This is a genomic window from Allobosea sp. TAB14 (assembly GCF_052113865.1).
GTDB lineage: Bacteria > Pseudomonadota > Alphaproteobacteria > Rhizobiales > Beijerinckiaceae > Allobosea > Allobosea spartocytisi.
Genome location: NZ_JBFRDQ010000104.1, coordinates 11,993 through 28,940, shown reverse-complemented (window position 1 = coordinate 28,940; position 16,948 = coordinate 11,993). Strand labels below are relative to the sequence as shown.

Sequence of the window (16,948 nt, the reverse complement as noted above, 5' to 3'; positions counted from 1 at the left end):
CTCCAACCGTCCCGACCCCGCGATCAAGCTGATCCTCCGGGGCTGGGATCCGGAGGGGAAAGGCGCCGCGAAGCACGACGTCACCTTCGGCGACGTCCGCGTGCGCAACGTGCCGACCAATATCCGCACCTATGATGGCGGCACCGATTATGACGGCAACTCGATCTTCGTCTTCGAGATCGGCGATCTCTGCATCGCCCATCTCGGCCACCTGCACCACCCGCTGGAACCCGGCCATCTGCGGGCACTCGGCCGCGTCGATGTCGTGCTCTTCCCCGTCGACGGCAGCTATACCCTCGATCAGGAGGGGATGCTGGAGGTACTGAAATCACTGCAGGCGCGGGTGATGATCCCGATGCACTTCTTCGGCGGCGGCACGCTCGAACGCTTCCTGTCCCGGACCAAAGGGCTCTGGCCGGTCGAGCGCCGCGACACGTCGTCGATCACGGTGAGCAAGGCGGCCTTGCCGGCGACGCCCACCGTGATCGTCCTGCCCGGGCACTAAGCCGGCGCCGTCAGGTGTTCACGCCGCCATCGATGGCGAAGCCGGCACCGGTGATGAAGCGTGCCTCCTCGCTGGCGAGATAGGCGACGAGCCCGGCGATATCCTTCGGCTTGCCGTAGCGCGGGATCGCCATGCGCGCCCGCTGGGCATCGGCCCGCTCGCCATGGGCCGGATTCATGTCGGTATCGGTCGAGCCGGGATGGACGATGTTGACCGTGATGCCGCGTGGGCCGAGATCGCGCGCCAGCCCCTTGGTGAAGCCGATCAGCGCAGCCTTGCTCATCGCGTAGAGCGTCACGCCGGGCTCGACGACGCGGTCAGCGAGGCAGGAGCCGGTCGAGATGATCCGCCCGCCCTCGCCCAGATGTGCCGCCGCGGCCTGCGAGGCCAGCACCACCGCCCGGACATTGACGGCGAGCGTCGCGTCGATATCGGCAAGGCTCCAATCGGCCACCGGGCCACCGCGGAAGATCCCGGCATTGTTGACGAGGATATCGAGGCCGCCGAGCGCCTTCACGGCATCATCGACCGCACGCGTCACCGCCCCAGGGTCGGCGCTGTCGGCTGCGATGGCGAAACCCTTGCGGCCGAGGGCCTCGACCTCCCTGACGACCGCAGCCGCCTTGTCGGCGGAGCGTTCATAGGTCAGCGCGACATCGGCACCCTCGGCGGCGAGCCTGCGGGCGATGGCGGCGCCGATTCCGCGGCTGCCGCCCGTGACGAGCGCGCGCTTTCCGGCAAGGCGTGACATGACAAGCTCCATTTCTGTGACGATCGATACACAATCGATGCCCCGCTTGCCGGCGGGCGTCAAGCGAAATATATAATGAACGTCACAGAATAAATTTCGAGGAGCTCGGCGCATGGCCGAACGGGGCCGTCCACGCAGTTTCGACCGGCAGGCCGCGCTGGAGCGCGCGATGGATGTGTTCTGGGAGCGCGGCTATCAGGCGGCCTCGATGAGCGACCTCACCGACGCGATGGGCATCAATTCACCGAGCCTCTACGCCGCATTCGGCAGCAAGGAAGAACTCTACMGCGAGGCCATCAGCCATTTTGCCGCGACCGAGAGCGACGACATTCTCGCACCCTTGAGCGATGCGCCAACGGCGCGGGCGGCCATCGAGGGCTATCTCATGGCCAGCGCCGCGACCTTCACCCGGCCGGGYCGCCCGCCCGGCTGCATGGTCGTGCTCTCGGCTGTCAACGCGGTTGGCGTCGGCGAGGAAACCAGCCGCATCCTGCGCGAGATGCGGGCCGGCAGCATCACGATGATCGAGGAGCGATTGAGCCGCGCCACCGCTGAAGGCGAGCTGCCCACCTCGCTCGATCGCCAGGCGATCGCCAGCTACTACGTCACCGTCCAGCAGGGCATGTCGATCCAGGCCCGCGACGGCGCTTCGCGTACGTTACTGGAAGCGATCGTGCGGGGCGCCATGGCGGCATGGGAGAGCCTGACGCGACCACGCGCTGTAGCCTGACAATCCCGTTAACGCCTCGCTGAGGCTGATCCCAGGCTTTGCTTGCCCTTGCGGCAGATCACGGCATGCTGGCCCGCGATCGGGAGACCGCCCATGCGCCGCATCGCTGCCATCACCTGCCTCGTCGCCGCAGCCGCCCTCCTGCCCTTGCAGGCGGAGGCCGCACGGTTTCGCCTTGGCGGGCGCAGCAGCGCGCCGGCGGCCAAGGTCAGCCGCGGCATCATCGTCATTCCGGGCGCCGCCGCGGCAAGCCGTACGCAGGCAGCATCCAATGATCAGCCGCAGCGCGTGCCCTTCCCGCCATCCAGTGCGAAACAAGACGACCCGCTGCCGCTGCGGCTCAGCACGAACGGTGACGACAGGAAGCCCTGGTGCGGCACCCAGCTCGTCGTCGGCGGTTTCTGCATGATGAATTGAAGCGACGAGTCTGCCGCAGCCGTCATTGCGAGCGCAGCGAAGCAATTCAGGGGATAGGGCTGGACGTCGCACGCAGCCCCTCTGGATTGCTTCGTCGCTTCGCTCCTCGCAATGACGGGAGGCGAGCAGCCTCGTCAGACCCGGCTGACGCGCCCTTCCAGCGGATAGGCCGGATCGCTGTAGCCCGGGGTCGAGGGATGGCCGGGCGGCACGAGCGAATCCACCAGCGCCTCGTCCTCCCCGGTGAAATCGACATCSAGCGCCGMSAGATAGGCYTGCCAYTGCTCGARGGTGCGCGGMCCGGCGATSGCCGCSGTCASSAGSGYRTTGTTCAGCACCCASYGCACCGCGAACTGGATCGGGCTGAGCCCGCGCTTCGCCGCGTGCTCCTTGATCGTCTGCGCGATGACGAGGCTCTCCTCGCGCCATTCGGCCTGGAGGATGCGCTTGTCGCCGCGCCCGGCGCGCGTGCCCTCCGCCGGCGCCTGGCCGGGCGCGTATTTCGCGGTGAGCACGCCGCGCGCCAGCGGCGAATAGGAGGCAACGCCGAGCCCGTAATAGCCGCAGGCCGGCAGATGCTCGACCTCGGGCATGCGGTTCATCGCGTTGTAGTAGGGTTGGCTGACGACGGGCCGGTCGATGCCGAGATCGTCGCAGAGCCGGCAGATCTCGGCGAGCCGCCAGGAGCGGTAGTTCGAGATGCCGAAATGCCGGATCTTGCCCTGGCGCACCAGGTCGCCGATGGCGTGGACGGTCTCCTCCAGCGGCGTCTGGTGGTCTTCCTTGTGCAGATAGTAGATGTCGATGACCTCGGTGCCGAGCCGGCGCAGGCTGTCCTCGCAGGCCTGCATCACCCAGCGCCGCGAAAGCCCGCCGCGATTGGGGCCGGAGCCCATGACATTGGCCACCTTGGTCGCCAGCACCCAGTCATGGCGATGCGCGGCGATGGCGCGCCCGGTGACCTCCTCGGAACGGCCGTCGTTATAGACATCGGCCGTATCGATGAAATTGATGCCGGCATGATGCGCGTGATCGATGATCCGGCGAGATTCCGCCTCTTCCGTCGCGCCGCCGAACATCATCGTGCCCAGGCAGAGCGGCGAGACCTTTAGACCGGAACGGCCGAGGCGGCGATAATCCATGGCGATCATCCTTGGGAACGAGGCGGCGAGCTTGCGGCAGGCGGCGCCACCGCACCAGCGCCGCCGACGCGCGGCCGCCTTGCAAGCTCCGTGCGGCAAGCTCCGCACGGCAAGAGAATCCTTAATCTTTCCTGAGAGGTTGGGGCATCGATTCATGGCCGCCCGATGAACCTCGCCCAGCTCATACTGAGCCAGAACTTCGCCAGATTGCTGCAGGCGCTCGACGCGACCGGCGAGCTTTCGGCCGGCAAGACGGTCGCGGCGCAGCTCATCTCGCTGGACGCAGACGGCACGGCGACAGCCACGATCGGCGATGCCAGGGTCGCGCTCGTCCTCGCAGGCCCCCAGGCGAAGCAGGCGGCACTCCAGCCCGGCGCCACCCTGATCCTGCATCTGGAGGCGCCCGAGCAGCCCGGCGGCGATCTGCGCGCGACGCTCGTCGAGATCCGCCCGCCGACCGGAAGCCCGGCGCCCGCTCAGGCTTTGCCGGCATCCTCGTCGCCCCTTCCCGCCACGCCTCCTCTTTCCACCGCCCCAGCCCCGCATCTGGCCGGAAGCACACCGCCGCCTGCGGTAACCGCCCCCACCCTCGGTGCGTCTCCGCTGGAGCCCGGCCGGCCTCCCACGCCGGCAGCGCCTGGGCCCTTGCCCGAAAACGCGCCCCGGCCTCTGCCGGACGCCATGCCCGGTCGCGGAACGCAGGCCGTCCCGGCAGCGGCGCCGACGCCGATCTCGTCGCTGGCATTGCCTGAATCCGTCGAACCGATCTCGGGATCGCCACCGATGGGCGCGACCGTCCGGCCAGCGGCACCCGACGAGACAGGACAGCCCGCAGCCCCCGCGCCGGTATCGCCGCGTATTGCCATCGGCCCGACGCTGGGCGCGGCGCTGATGCAGCAGGACAGCTTGGCGCCGCTCTTCGCCAATTTGCGCGGCCTCGCCGAGGGCAACGTCGCGCTTACCCTGCCAAAGCCGCTTCTCGCCGCCATCGACCGGATCCTGCGGCAGGCTTTTCCCGCCGAGCGCCAGATCATGACCGGCTCACGCCTGCAGGCGGCCGTGCAGGGCTCCGGGCTGTTCATGGAAGCCCGCGCCGCCGCCGGGCAGGCCCCAGCGCCGCGCGGCGATCTCAAGGCGGGCCTGCTCGCCTTGCGGGAAACGCTCCTGCCGATCGTCGAGACGCTCTCGCCGGAGCCGGCAGCCTCCCGACCGGAGCGTGGAGCGATGCCGCCAGCGGAACCGGCGGCTGACGGCCGTAGTCCCGTTCCGCCGCCACGCCGCGACGGTCCGCTCGCCGCGCAGCCCGCATCGGAGCCGACACTGCATCCGGGCGAAAAGCCCCTTGTCATCGCTACGACGCTGCTCGACCAGACCGATGCGGCACTCGACCGGATCAAGCTATCGCAATACGCGTCGCTGCCGCTCGATGCCCCGCGTCTCGAGCCGGCCCAGTCGCAGCCACAGCGCTGGCTCACGGAGATCCCCCTCGCCTTCCAGCACGGCACCGCGATCCTGCCGCTCCAGGTCGAGAAGGAGCCGCCGCGGCGCGAGGCGCAAGGCGTCTCGCCGCCGCTCTGGCGCATCCGCTTCGCGCTCGATGTCGAGCCGATGGGACCGTTGCAGGGCGTGGTCACGCTGCAAGGCCGCGAGGTCGGCGTCACCCTCTGGGCCGAGCGCGAGGAGACGAGCAAGCTCCTGCGCGGCGCGGCGCCCGGCCTCGAAACCGCGCTGCTCCATGCCGACTTCACCGGCGGCGCCATCGATATCCACACCGGGCAGCCGCGCGTGAAGCAGCCGACCGCCGGCCAGTTCCTGGACCGCCTGTCATGAGCGCGCCGCGCCCGCCCCGCATTGCCGTCGCGCTCGAATATGACGGGCAGGGTGCGCCGCGCGTCACCGCCAAGGGCCGCGGCGAGCTGGCCGAACGCATCGTCGAGACCGGTCGCGAGCACGACGTCGCCATCGAGCAGAACGCCGTCCTCGCCCAGGCGCTTTCCACTGTCGAGCTCGACGACGAGATCCCGGAGGAGCTCTACCGCGCGACGGCGCAGGTCATCGCCTTCGTGCTGTCGCTGCGCGGCGAACTCGGCCGCCGTAACCGGGACGGCGTCCGGACGTGAGCGGCATCGTCGTCAGGCGCATCGGCCCGACCGCCTATGCGGCGCTGGGACCGGCCTTTGCCGAGCTCGCCCGGCATGCGCTCGAGCCCAATCCGCATATGGCGCCGGCTGCCGTCAGCGCAGCGACCCTGCTGGCCGAGGAGGACGATATCGTCGTGCTCTGCGCCTGGTACAGCGAGGCGCTGGATTTCGAGCAGATGGTCGGTGTCTGGGCGCTCCGGCGCGAACGCGACTGGCGCAGCGGCTTCGCCGCAGTGCTCGTCGCGCCGGTCCTGCCGCTCTACGAGGTCTCTTCCCTGCCGGTGGTCGATCGCGACCATGCGCTCGAGGCCTCGCGCGCGCTGATGCGCTACCTTCTCGCCTCGGGCGACCTGCCGCGAACGCTCGCCTTGCCCCTGCTGCCGCTCGAAGGCCCCGGCCATGCGGCGCTCGCGGAGGCCTGCCGCACCACCGGCAGCGTCATCGCGACCTGCGAGCGCTGGGCGCGCCCGGTGATGATCGCGCAACCCGGCGACGACCCCGAGCGCTATCTGCGCCGCGCGCTGGGCTCCGCTTACAAGAAGCGGATGCAGCAGTTCCGCGCCGTCATCAAGAGCGGCGCCCTCACCTTCCGGCGCAGCCGGGGCCAGGCGGCGGTCGAGGCGCTCGACTCGTTCCTGACGCTCGAAGCCGCCGGCTGGAAGGGCAAGGCGGGAACCGCCATCGCCTGCATCCCGGAGGATACCGCCTATTTCCGCCGCCTCGCCGCGCTGTTCGCGGCGGAAGACGGTCTGCTGGTCGACACGCTCCTGCTCGACGGAAAAACGCTGGCGATGGGGCTCCTGATCGAGAGCGCCGGGCGGCGGCATTTCCTCAAGATCGCCTATGACGAAACGCAAGCCCGCCATTCGCCGGGGCGCACGCTGACCGTCGCGATGCTGCGCGCCGACCTCGCTGGTACGCCGCCGGAGTGCCTCGACAGCGGCGCCGGCGACGGCGTCGATGCCGGCACCTATGTCTGGGGCGAGCGACGCGAGATGGGAAACGCGCTCATCGGCATCGGCCGCAACCGCATCGGCCTCGCCCGCGCGGCAGCACTCAGCCGGATGTGGCTGCGTCGGCTACGGGAAGCCGTCCGAGCCCGATCGGGCAGAGCATCTCCTCCCAAGCACCCTTGAGGAGCAGACCAGGAGGAGAGCTCGCACAGCGCGCGCTTGACCGCCCTTCCCGCTCGCCGATAGAGCCGGAGTGCTTCGCTGGAGACGCCCGATGACCGTTGTCGCCCGGATTGGAATCGTCACGGTCTCGGACCGCGCCTCGGCCGGCATCTATCCCGACGAGGGCGGCCCGGCCATCCGCGACTATTTCGGCCGCGTTCTGACCTCGCCCTGGGAGGCGGTCGCCCGCATCATCCCCGACGACCGCAAGCTGATCGCCGAGACGCTGATCGAACTGTCCGACCGCGAGGGGTGCTGCCTCGTCGTCACGACCGGCGGCACCGGCCCCGCACCGCGCGACGTCACGCCGGAAGCGACGGAGGACGTGCTCGAGAAGCCGATGCCCGGATTCGGCGAATTGATGCGGCAGGTCAGCCTCGCGAAGGTTCCGACCGCGATCCTCTCACGCCAGACCGCCGGCATCCGCGGCCGCACCCTGATCGTCAACCTCCCCGGACGCCCGCGCGCCATTGCCGAATGTCTCGATGCGGTGATGCCGGCGATCCCCTACTGCATCGACCTGATCGAGGGGCCCTATCTGGAAACCGACCCGGCCCTGATCGCGGCGTTCCGTCCGAAGAAGTAGGCTGCCCACGGTTTCGGCATCGTCACCCCGGACGCAGCGAAGCGGAGATCCGGGATAACTCCCGTTTCCAGCGAAAACGAGGCTACCCCGCCTGCAATTCCTGCCCGATCGCCCTGACGAGCTGCGGCGAGAGCGGATCGGTGCCAGCCGGATAGCCGCCGACGAGCTCGCCATGGGAGCCGATCAGGTATTTGTGGAAATTCCAGCGCGGCGTCTCCGCCGGCTTCTGCGCGGCCGCCCAGCGATAGAACGGATGCGCCTGCGACCCCTTCACCACGGTCTTCTCGACGAAGGCATAGGTCGTACCATAGCTCTCGCGCGCCGCCTCGGCGATGGCGGCACCGTCCAGCGGCTCCTGCCCGCCGAAATCATTGCTCGGCACGGCGACCAGCATCAGCCCGCGCGGCTGGTAGCGTTGCCAGAGCTGTTCCAGCGTCGCCATCTGCCCGGCATAGCCGCAGCGCGTCGCGGTGTTGACGACGAGGATCGGCCGGCCGCGATAATCGGACAGCGCAAGCCGCCCGCTGCCGGGCCTGTCGAAGCCGAAGGCATAGGCGTCGGCAGCCTGCGCCGCGGYGCGACCCGGCAACGCCGCCAGCGCACCGAGGCCTGCGATCAACGTCCGCCTGTCCATGTCAGACCCCTTATACGTCTCCGACCCGCAAATGGATGCGCCCCGAAACCTTCCGGCTCCGGGGCGCATCGGCAATGCACATGTCCGCGAGCCGCGCTCGCGGAAGAAACTTCAGCAGGCGAGGACCTTCTTCACCCGCACCTCGAGGTCGCGCAGCTCATAGGGCTTCACGACGTAATGGTCGGCGCCGTTGCTGGTCGCCTCGTCCATCTTGTCGACCGAGCGCTCGGAGGTCGCCATGATGATCTTGATCTGGTTGAGCTCGGGCACGGAGCGGATGGCGCGCAGCAGATCGATGCCGCTCATGCCTTCCATGTTCCAGTCGAGCAGCAGCAGGTCGTAGCGCTTCTGCTGCATCTTCATCAGCGCCTCGCGGGCGTTCTCCGCCTCGTCGATATCCTGAAACTCGATCTGCTTCAGGAAATAGGTCGCGAGCCCGCGCATGCTTTTCTGGTCGTCGACCACGAGGATGCGGTAGTCGCTTCTCGCCTTTGACATCACACTCTCCTCACGCGGTCCGCAGATGCGAGCGATCGCCGATGAGATGGCTCACCGTCGTGCCGATCTGGTCCAGCGGGACAACCCGTTCGGCTGCTCCGATCTCGAAGGCCGCTTTCGGCATTCCGTTTACCACGCAGGTCTCCCCGCTTTGGATTAACGTTTCGGCTCCGGCTTTCCGCATGGCTAACAAACCGTCAGCACCGTCCCGGCCCATGCCGGTGAGCAGSAYGCCGACCGCCTGCGAACCGATACTGCGTGCCACCGAATGGAACATCACGTCGACGGAGGGCGAATGCCCGCTGACGAGCGGCCCCTCCTTCAGCACGCAGACGAACTCGCCGCGCCGCTCCTCGATCTCGAGATGGCGCGGCCCGCCCGGCGCGACCACCGCCATCCCCGGCTTCAGGCGGTCGCCATCGGCGGCCTCGCGCACGTCGAGGCCCGTGGCGCCCGCCAGCCGCGCGGCGAATTTCGCCGTGTAGCCGGGCGGCATGTGCTGGACGACCACGATCGGCAGCCGCAGATGCGCAAGATCGCGCATCACCGCCTGCACGGCCGGCACGCCGCCCGTCGAGGCTCCGATGGCGATCAAGGAGGTCCTGCCCGCGCGCGCCGGCTCCCGCGGCAGGGCCGTCGGACGAGCCGGAGCGCCACCTTGCGCCATCTGCCGGGCGGCGGCGATCATCTTGCGGCTGGCTGCGGCGCGCTGCAGCGCCGCCACGAGATGCTTCATGAAGCCTTCAAGCGTATGGGTCGTGCCGTCCGGCTTCTCGATGAAGTCGATGGCGCCGAGCTCCAGCGCCTGGATGGTGTTGTCGGCGCCGGGGCCCCCGAAGGCCGAGACGATCAGCACCGGCAGCGGATCCTGCTTCAGAACCCGCGCGAGGAGCTTGAGGCCGTGCCGGCCCGGCAGTTCGAGGTCGAGCGTGACGACATCGGGCCGCAGGTCCTGGATCGCGTCCCAGCCTTCCTCGGCGCTGCCGGCGACGCCGATCACCTCGAAACCCGGCGCCCCGTTGATGATCTGCGTCATCAGCTTCTGCATCAGCACGGAATCGTCGACAACGAGAACCTTGACCGGCGCGGCGGAGGATGTCGCCATGCTCATCACCAGACCTCCACTTCACCAGCCACGGGGTGGCTCTTGAGCCGGTTGAGATAGGCGATTTCCTGCTCGTGGCCGCTGTCGCGTGCCGTGGGCTGGACATGCTGCACCCAGGCCCGCCCGGTCGAGGGCTGGTAGTGGATGCGCCGCGAGCGCGTGCCGCCGACATCCCGCGAGACCACGGGAATGCCCTCGACCTTCAGGAATTCGTTGACGAAGGCGATGTTGCCGTCGCCGATGGCCAGCATCGTGGCGCCCGAGAGCACGCGCGCGCCGCCGAACACCTTGGCCTCGAAATTCTGGCGCCTGGCACCGCGCTTCAGCAGGGCGTTGATCAGCACCTCCATCGCCGTGTCGCCATAGCGCTCGCCGGCGCTGGCGTCTGTGCCGCCATTGTTCTTCGGCAGCAGGAAGTGGTTGAGGCCGCCGACGCCGGCTTGCGGATCGCGCAGGCATACCGAGACGCAGGAGCCCAGCACGGTGGCGACGATCTCGTCCTTGGCCGATGTGATCTCGTGCTCGCCCGGCGCGACGGTGATGATCGTCGCCTCGAAGCGCGGATCGAAATAGCGGCGGGAGGATCGGGAGACGCTCATGCTGTTCTCTCGTAGATGGTGCGCCCGATCAGCCGCAGATTGGGATGCGGCTGCGGCAGTGATTCCGAATGGCCGAGATAGAGGAAGCCGCCGGGCGACAGCAGCGCCACGAAGCGGTCGAGGATCGAGGCCTTGGTCTGCGTGTCGAAATAGATGAAGACGTTACGGCAGAAGATGACGTCGAAAGGTCCCTTCATCGGCCAGGTCTCGATGAGGTTCAGGCGCTTGAAGGCGACCATCCGGCGCAGCTCCTCGCTGATGCGCGCATCGCCCCGGGTGGAACCGGCTTCCAGCCGCATCGACGGTTTCACATCCGCCGGCAGGCGCTCGAACAGGTCAACCGGATAGATGCCGGCCTCGGCCCGCGCGAGAATGTCCGTGTCGATATCCGTGGCCAGGATCCTGAAGTCGAGATCGCTGCGCGGGCCGATCGCCTCGCGGCAGGTGGCGGCGATCGAATAGGCTTCCTCGCCGGAGGAGCAGGCCGAGGACCAGATACGGATGCGCCCGCGCCGGCCGGCACGTTCCTGGACGAGGCGCGGCATCACCTCCCGGCGCAGATGGTCGAAATGGTGGCGCTCGCGGAAGAAGGCGGTGTGGTTGGTCGTCACCGCGTTGATCAGCTCGGGCAATTCGCTCGCCGCCTGCGGCGTCTTCAGGAAGGCGCAGTATTCCGCGACCGAGCCCAGGCCCAGCGCCTTCACGCGCCGCGCGAGACGCCCGCGCGTCATCGCCTCCTTGTGCTCGCGGATGACGATGCCGGCCTGCTCATAGACCAGCGCCGCGATGAACTTCATGTCCTCGCGCGTCAGGGTGATGTCCGCGCCGATCGCCGAAGCAGGAATCGTGGCCGGGATGATGCCGGATAGCGACATGGCTCAGAACCCCGGCCGTCCGTTGAGATGCCGCCCGCCATTGGCGACGCGCCGCGTGGGAATCGCAGAGGACAGGGCAGCGTCAAATTCCCCCACCGAAGCCACGGGACGGCGCGCGGGCCGCGTCTGCCCGGAGGCTACCCCGCCGGTGTGGAAGCCAGCGACGAGATCGCCGAGCGCGGCGACCTGGTCGACGAGTTCCCCGGCGGCTTGAGCCGAGCGCTGCGCCAGGGCGCCGTTCTGACGGATGCCGCCATCCATCTGGGCGACGCCGCCGCTCATCGCCTCGACGCCCTTGGTCTGCTCGGCTGCTTCGGAGGCGATGTCGCCAATGGTCGAGGACACCTTTCCGACGGCGGCGACGATGCGGCCGAGTGCCTCGCCGGTGCCGCGCACGCAGCGCACGCCTTCCGCCACCTGCCCGTTCGAGGTCGCGATCACGCCTTTGATATCCTTGGCCGCCTGCGCCGAGCGTTGCGCCAGCGTGCGCACCTCCGAGGCGACGACGGCGAAGCCCTTGCCGGCATCACCGGCCCGCGCCGCCTCCACCGCAGCGTTCAACGCCAGCAGGTTGGTCTGGAAGGCGATCTGGTCGATCACGCCCACGATGTCGGAAATGCGTGTCGAGGAGCCTTCGATCCGCTCGATCGCGTCGACCGCCTGGCCGACCACGTTCTGCCCCTCCTGCGCCACGCCCATCGTCTCGCCGGCGAGTTCGGTGGCCTCGCGCGCGCGGACCGTGCTCTGGCGGGCGGACGCCGCGATCTGGCCGGCGACGGCGGAAGCCTCACCGAGATCGCTCGCGGAGCGCTCGGTTCGCGCCGCGAGATCCCCCGTCGTCGCGGCGATCTCTCCGGCGACCCGGCCGGCCTGCTCCGCCGTCGACTGAACCCTGCGCACGGTCTCGCCGAGCCAGTCGAGCGCATCGTTGAAATCATGCTGCAGCGCCGCGAGCCGGCCGCGATAGCGACCGGTCATGCGCCGGGAAAGATCGCCCTGCACCAGAGCGCCGACGACCTCGGCGACATCCCCGAAGGTCTCTTCCGCCACGGCTCCGACGCTGTTCATCCCCGCGACGACCTCGGCCAAGGCGCCGCCCTTGGGATCGACGGCGATCCGCCGGGAGAAATCCCCCTCCAGCGCGGCAGCGACAGCGTCCTTGACCGCAGCGGTCATGACGAAGGCCTCGCTGAGCTCCTGCCATTCCACGATCGTGCCGGCCTCGACCGCCCCGGATGCCGCGACGGGCGTCAGCGTGAAGCGGATGGTGCGGCGCCCCAGCACCATCTCGACCGGCAGGCCCGTGGCGCCATAGCCCTGCTCGCCCTGCACGCGCTCCATCACGCGCCCGAGCATGTCCTTGGCGGAGCAACCCGGAAAGGCGGTGCGGAAATCCTCCTGCGCCTCGCCGAAGAAGCGCAGCAGCGCCTTGTTGACATAGACGACGCCGCCCTCGGCATCGCAGATCATCAGCTTGGCGCCGGCATGGTCGAGCGCGACGCGGATGCGGCCGGATTCCAGCATCGCGTCATGAAGGCCATCGAGGGCGTCAGCCAGGCCGGTTTCCTTGGCGGCACGCGCCGGCGCGGCCTGGCCCCGCGCGGCGAGGAGCCGCGACAGGGACTCACGAACCGGCGAGAGCGAGCGGGTCGCCCCCCACGCGGCGAGGCCACCGAGCAGCGCGACGGCCGAAACGGCGCCGACGCCGACCGCCGGCATGCCGGACGAAGCTGCGAGATAGGCGAAGCCGCCGGCGAACACAGCCGAGCCGGCGGCGGTCAGCGGCTGGCTGACCGTCAGATGCGAGAGAGAGCCGAGGGCGTTGCCCATGCAGTCAGGTCGTTTCTTGGTCTGGCCCGCTCTCTCACGCTACGCCGGGCTGGTCGCTGGATACTCAGGCGGCGCGGTTGGCCTTGGCTTGGGTCTCGACGCCGCCGTCGCGGATCACCGCCGCGAGATCGAGCAGCGCGACGATGTCGGTGTCGAGCAGCACGAGACCTTCGATCAGGCCGTGTTCGTCGCGCTCCAGATCGGGCGCCRGGCGCACGGCCGACACCGGCACGTCGACGATGTCGGAGACCGAGTCGACCAGCAGGCCCGCCGTCTTGTCCTGCGCACATGCTGCGCCGCGTGCGGCAGCGGCGTCGTCGCCTGCCAGCCCTTGATCTCGCGGACCATGCCGACATCGATGCCGAAGGTGCGGTCGCCGACCTTGAAGGTGACGATCCGACGCGCCGCCGCTTCCGGCTGCGCAGACGAGAAGTGCTTTTCGCCGAGTTGGAGGCTCATGGTCATCCAGCCATCTTGAGGTCAGATAGGGGCGCGCGGTCGCCGGAGGCGGCGAGCCGCAGCATGGAGTCGATGTCCAGGATCAGCGCGACGAGGCCGTCGCCGAGGATCGTCGCCGCAGAGGCACCGTTGACGGCGCCGTAATTCGCCTCGAGGCTCTTCACCACCACCTGCTGCTGGCCGACGATCTCGTCGACCGCGATGCCGACATTGTTGCCGCGCTCGGTCTCGGCGATGATGACGATGTTCTCGTTGGTGGTGCCGGTCGAGCCCATCACGGCGCCGAGCCGGTACAGCGGCGTGACCTCGCCGCGCCAGCSCAGCACCTCCTGGCCGAAGGGCAGCTTCTCGATCGGCGTCGAAGCGAGATGCTGCGTCTCGATCACCGACGCGATCGGGATGACGTAGCGGTCGTCGCCGCAGCGGATCACCATGCCTTCGAGCACGGCGAGCGTGAGCGGCAAGGCCAGCGTGAACTTGCAGCCTCGGCCGGGCTCGGAATCGACGCTGATGCGCCCGCCGAGCGACTCGACGTTGCGGCGCACCACATCCATGCCGACACCGCGGCCGGAGATGTCGCTGACCGCTTCCGCCGTCGACAGGCCAGCGGCGAAGATCAGCTGGTCGATCTCCTCCGGAGCGAGCTTCTCGTCGGCTCCCACGAGGCCGCGCGAGCGCGCCTTGGCGAGCAGGCGGTCACGGCCGATCCCGCGCCCGTCATCGGTGACGGAGATCACGATGCGCCCGGCGCGATGTTCGGCGATCAGCCTGATCGTTCCTTCGCGCGGCTTGCCGGCCTCCACGCGCTCGTCCGGCGTCTCCAGCCCGTGATCCATCGAGTTGCGGATCATATGGGTCAGCGGGTCGGCGAGCTCCTCGATGATCGTCTTGTCGACCTCGGTGTTCTCGCCTTCGAGCACGAGGCGCACTTCCTTGCCGAGCGTCTGAGCGAGCTCACGCACGAGGCGCGGCATGCGCTGGAACACCGCCTTCACCGGCTGGGCGCGCACGGCCATGACGTGATCCTGCAATTCGCGCGTCTGGCGCGACAGGGTCAGGATGCCTTCGGCCGTCTTGGCGTAGACGTCGTAGGGCAGCGAGCGCACGCATTCGACCAGCATCGACTGGGTGATGACGATCTCGCCGACGAGGTTCATCAGCTTGTCGATGCGGTCGAGATCGACACGCACGCTGACCGCCTGGCGCTGGCGCGCCGCGGCCTGGTCGTTGGCCGGCGCGCGCGGCGCGGCGCGGACCGCGGGAACGGCTTCAGGGGCGGGAACGGGAGCCGCGGCCGGCACGGGAACCGGAGCGGGCTGGATGTCGGGTTGCCCCGCCATGTCCGGCGCGGGGCCGAGCTTCGCCAGGATCGCCGAAAGATCGGCGGCCACCGACGTCGGGACCTCGGGCTCGGGCGCAGCTGCAACCGGCGCCGGCTCGGCGGCGGGAGTTGCATCGGACAGCTCGATCTCGAATTCCTCGTTGGCGAGGCTGAAATCGAACGGCCGGCAGCGAGCCCAGCACCACGCGCGGCTCGATGACGCGGCGGAAGAGATCGGTTTCGGGCGCGATGCGCAGCCGCACGTCGCGGCCGGGCTTGGCCGCGGATGCGAGCGGCATCCGAGCCGCGACGGGTTCGTCATCGTCCCAGCCATCGTCATTGGCTTTGGCCGGCGCCGCGGCGGACTTGGCCTCGACCATGGCGAGCAGGTTGCCGAGAGCGGCCAGGCCCGGAGGCGCCTCATCAGCAGCGGGAGCAGGCGAAGTTGCTGGAAGCGCGGCAGCGGGCGCGGCCGCCGCCGGCGCAGCCACCGCTGGCGCCGCCTGTGCACGCGGCTCCTGGCCGACCTGCTCCAGAGCGGCGAGAAGATCGGGCCGTTCGGTCGCGGGTTCGTCGTTCCGCGCAGCCGAAACCAGATCGGCGACCGCGTCCGAGCAGCGCAGGAAGAGCGTGAAGGGCGCATCCTCGATCGCGACGCGGCCCGACCTCAGATGGTCGAGAGAAGCCTCGAAGACATGGGCGAAACCGACGAGCTCGGTGCAGCCGAAGGCCCCCGCCCCGCCCTTGATCGAGTGGATGGCGCGAAAGGCCGCGTTGACGTCCTCCGGATCGCTGGAGCCCTCGTCGAGCGCCTGGAGCTTCTGCTCCAGCGCCCCGAGGAGCTCGTCGCATTCCTGGAAGAAGGTCTGCTTGAGTTCTGCCAACGGATCCATCGGCCGCCCTTCAGTTCTGGTAGCGGGCGACGAGGCCGAGCAGGGTGTTGGGTTCGAAGGGCTTGACCATCCAGGCGCTGGCGCCGGCGCGGCGCCCCTCGGCCTTGATCTCGGCGCCGTTCTCGGTGGTCAGCACGATGATCGGCGTGTTCTGTCCCAGGGGCCGCGAGCGGCAGGCGCGCGTGAACTCGATGCCGTCCATCACAGGCATGTTGAGGTCGGTGATGACGAGATCCGGCTTGAACTGCTCGAACTTCGTCAGGCCGTCCTCACCGTTCTCGGCCTCCGCGACCTCGTGCCCGGCATTGCGCAAGGTCAGGGTGAGCAGGGCAAGCAGCGTCTTCGTATCGTCGATGGCCAGGATCTTCATGCCTGTCACTCCAGAACGAGGGGGCTTCGAGCGGCATCGAAGCCGATCGCCCGCAAGGATTCGCGGCATTCGGAGGAAGCCGCCTTGAGCGTCACCGAAAGCCCTCGCGCGACGGCGCTGACGGCAGCGGAATGGAGGAGCTGGATCCAGAGACTCGGCAGCGGGCCGGCTCCGGCGCATTCGACGGAGACGCTTTCGTTCTGCTCAAGCGCCACCAGGAGCTGGTTGCGAAAGGCAGCCGCCTCGGAGCGTCCGAGGAAGGGCGGGAGCGAAACGGTGATGACCATGAAGGCGCGACCCTGGATAATGCCCGCAAGCATCGCGCCGGACTGGTAAAAATTTCGCTAAACCACGCCGCCAGCGTCAATCATTCGGGCATTTCAGCGGCAGGGTGTGTGTTCATCAGAACATGTTGTTGCTGATGGCGCGCGGCACCAGCGTCACCACGCCAGCTGTCTCCCGGTATTTGCGCGGTATGTTGATGATGCCGGAAAGATGGACCCATAGATTGTTCGGCGAAATCGGCTTGATGATGATCTCATGCGCGCCGAGCTTCGCCGCCTGGACGACCGAGCGCTTGTCGGCTCGCTCCATCATCACCAGCACGGGTGCCTTGGCGAAGGGCGAGGTCTTCTGCGAGCGGATCGCCGACAGGCATTTCGGCCCGCCATTATCCGGCAGATCCCAGTCGAGAATGACGATGTTCGGCTGCTTCTGGATGAAGATCGCCGCCGCCGAAGGCAGGTCGGCGGCCTCGAAGATGCGGTGAAGCTGCGCCTGATACAGCATCGTGCGGATGATCCGCCGGTAATGCGGACTGGCGTCGATCAGCAGCACGGAGAGGTTTGGAAAGGATGGCGCGATGTGCATGGCGCTGACTCGGAACTCGCTCACTCAACTCGACTGGCCGGAATCGC

General features: G+C 68.6%; 20 protein-coding genes and 1 pseudogene. 7 read left to right on the top strand and 14 right to left on the bottom strand.

The features are described from left to right. Nucleotides 1-505, top strand: a 505-nt coding sequence (locus AB4Y99_RS16620) for an MBL fold metallo-hydrolase (protein WP_441524079.1), incomplete at its 5' end; no start/stop codon positions are given. Nucleotides 506-515: 10 nt separating this feature from the next. Here the strand turns inward: AB4Y99_RS16620 and AB4Y99_RS16615 are convergent. Next, nucleotides 516-1,256 carry a 3-oxoacyl-ACP reductase family protein gene (locus AB4Y99_RS16615; protein WP_441524078.1) on the bottom strand — a complete coding sequence of 247 codons (741 nt, stop codon included), beginning with the start codon at nucleotides 1,254-1,256 and terminating at the stop codon, nucleotides 516-518. Between the two features lie 112 nt (nucleotides 1,257-1,368). Between AB4Y99_RS16615 and AB4Y99_RS16610 the strand changes: the two genes are divergently transcribed. Together AB4Y99_RS16610 and AB4Y99_RS16605 are read left to right on the top strand one after the other, a co-directional pair. Continuing rightward, nucleotides 1,369-1,986 (top strand): TetR/AcrR family transcriptional regulator, encoded by a 618-nt coding sequence (locus AB4Y99_RS16610; protein ID WP_441524077.1) that lies wholly within the window; start codon nucleotides 1,369-1,371, stop codon nucleotides 1,984-1,986. 93 nt (nucleotides 1,987-2,079) lie between these two features. Beyond that, nucleotides 2,080-2,403, top strand: a complete 324-nt coding sequence (locus AB4Y99_RS16605) for a hypothetical protein (RefSeq protein ID WP_441524076.1) — start codon at nucleotides 2,080-2,082, stop codon at nucleotides 2,401-2,403. 134 nt (nucleotides 2,404-2,537) lie between these two features. Here AB4Y99_RS16605 and AB4Y99_RS16600 read toward each other — a convergent pair whose 3' ends face one another. Further along, nucleotides 2,538-3,545 carry an aldo/keto reductase gene (locus AB4Y99_RS16600; RefSeq protein WP_441524075.1) on the bottom strand — a complete coding sequence of 336 codons (1,008 nt, stop codon included), beginning with the start codon at nucleotides 3,543-3,545 and terminating at the stop codon, nucleotides 2,538-2,540. 165 nt (nucleotides 3,546-3,710) lie between these two features. On the opposite strand from AB4Y99_RS16600, the gene fliK reads away from it, so the two are divergent. The 4 genes from fliK (at nucleotide 3,711) to mog (ending at nucleotide 7,447) form a co-directional block, all read left to right on the top strand. After that, nucleotides 3,711-5,375: a flagellar hook-length control protein FliK gene (gene fliK, locus AB4Y99_RS16595; protein ID WP_441524074.1), complete on the top strand. Its 1,665-nt coding sequence runs from the start codon at nucleotides 3,711-3,713 to the stop codon at nucleotides 5,373-5,375. Further along, nucleotides 5,372-5,665 (top strand): EscU/YscU/HrcU family type III secretion system export apparatus switch protein, encoded by a 294-nt coding sequence (locus AB4Y99_RS16590; protein WP_113252501.1) that lies wholly within the window; start codon nucleotides 5,372-5,374, stop codon nucleotides 5,663-5,665. Before fliK ends, AB4Y99_RS16590 begins: the two co-directional genes overlap by 4 nt. Next, nucleotides 5,662-6,822, top strand: a complete 1,161-nt coding sequence (locus tag AB4Y99_RS16585) for a GNAT family N-acetyltransferase (protein WP_441524073.1) — start codon at nucleotides 5,662-5,664, stop codon at nucleotides 6,820-6,822. Before AB4Y99_RS16590 ends, AB4Y99_RS16585 begins: the two co-directional genes overlap by 4 nt. 91 nt (nucleotides 6,823-6,913) lie before the next feature. Then, entirely contained in the window at nucleotides 6,914-7,447 is a 534-nt protein-coding gene (mog, locus tag AB4Y99_RS16580) for a molybdopterin adenylyltransferase (protein ID WP_441524072.1), read from the top strand. Nucleotides 7,448-7,529: 82 nt separating this feature from the next. Here the strand turns inward: mog and AB4Y99_RS16575 are convergent, their stop codons facing one another. From AB4Y99_RS16575 to AB4Y99_RS16520, 12 genes and pseudogenes are all read right to left on the bottom strand, one after another. After that, nucleotides 7,530-8,081 carry a glutathione peroxidase gene (locus AB4Y99_RS16575; RefSeq protein WP_441524071.1) on the bottom strand — a complete coding sequence of 184 codons (552 nt, stop codon included), beginning with the start codon at nucleotides 8,079-8,081 and terminating at the stop codon, nucleotides 7,530-7,532. A 111-nt stretch (nucleotides 8,082-8,192) separates the two neighbouring features. Next, a complete protein-coding gene (locus AB4Y99_RS16570) occupies nucleotides 8,193-8,579 on the bottom strand; it encodes a response regulator (RefSeq protein WP_038358933.1) in 387 nt (128 codons plus the stop codon). A gap of 10 nt (nucleotides 8,580-8,589) precedes the next feature. Then, the gene (gene cheB / locus AB4Y99_RS16565) at nucleotides 8,590-9,690 is read right to left on the bottom strand and encodes a chemotaxis-specific protein-glutamate methyltransferase CheB (RefSeq protein WP_441524070.1); all 1,101 of its coding nucleotides are present in this window, start codon (nucleotides 9,688-9,690) and stop codon (nucleotides 8,590-8,592) included. Continuing rightward, nucleotides 9,690-10,283: a chemoreceptor glutamine deamidase CheD gene (locus tag AB4Y99_RS16560; protein ID WP_441524069.1), complete on the bottom strand. Its 594-nt coding sequence runs from the start codon at nucleotides 10,281-10,283 to the stop codon at nucleotides 9,690-9,692. The genes cheB and AB4Y99_RS16560 overlap by 1 nt, the downstream gene beginning before the upstream one ends. Then, the gene (locus AB4Y99_RS16555; RefSeq protein ID WP_441524068.1) at nucleotides 10,280-11,158 is read right to left on the bottom strand and encodes a CheR family methyltransferase; all 879 of its coding nucleotides are present in this window, start codon (nucleotides 11,156-11,158) and stop codon (nucleotides 10,280-10,282) included. Before AB4Y99_RS16555 ends, AB4Y99_RS16560 begins: the two co-directional genes overlap by 4 nt. A gap of 3 nt (nucleotides 11,159-11,161) precedes the next feature. Next, nucleotides 11,162-12,988 carry a methyl-accepting chemotaxis protein gene (locus AB4Y99_RS16550; RefSeq protein WP_441524067.1) on the bottom strand — a complete coding sequence of 609 codons (1,827 nt, stop codon included), beginning with the start codon at nucleotides 12,986-12,988 and terminating at the stop codon, nucleotides 11,162-11,164. A 64-nt stretch (nucleotides 12,989-13,052) separates the two neighbouring features. After that, nucleotides 13,053-13,336: pseudogene (locus tag AB4Y99_RS16545) on the bottom strand (chemotaxis protein CheW). Nucleotides 13,337-13,449: 113 nt separating this feature from the next. After that, the gene (locus tag AB4Y99_RS16540) at nucleotides 13,450-14,604 is read right to left on the bottom strand and encodes a chemotaxis protein CheA (RefSeq protein WP_441524080.1); all 1,155 of its coding nucleotides are present in this window, start codon (nucleotides 14,602-14,604) and stop codon (nucleotides 13,450-13,452) included. Between the two features lie 112 nt (nucleotides 14,605-14,716). Then, nucleotides 14,717-15,661 carry an Hpt domain-containing protein gene (locus AB4Y99_RS16535; protein ID WP_441524066.1) on the bottom strand — a complete coding sequence of 315 codons (945 nt, stop codon included), beginning with the start codon at nucleotides 15,659-15,661 and terminating at the stop codon, nucleotides 14,717-14,719. 10 nt (nucleotides 15,662-15,671) lie between these two features. Then, entirely contained in the window at nucleotides 15,672-16,031 is a 360-nt protein-coding gene (locus tag AB4Y99_RS16530; RefSeq protein ID WP_038358941.1) for a response regulator, read from the bottom strand. Nucleotides 16,032-16,036: 5 nt separating this feature from the next. Then, a complete protein-coding gene (locus tag AB4Y99_RS16525; RefSeq protein WP_038358944.1) occupies nucleotides 16,037-16,351 on the bottom strand; it encodes an STAS domain-containing protein in 315 nt (104 codons plus the stop codon). Nucleotides 16,352-16,433: 82 nt separating this feature from the next. Continuing rightward, nucleotides 16,434-16,925 (bottom strand): response regulator, encoded by a 492-nt coding sequence (locus AB4Y99_RS16520; RefSeq protein WP_142021777.1) that lies wholly within the window; start codon nucleotides 16,923-16,925, stop codon nucleotides 16,434-16,436. Nucleotides 16,926-16,948: the final 23 nt, after the last annotated feature.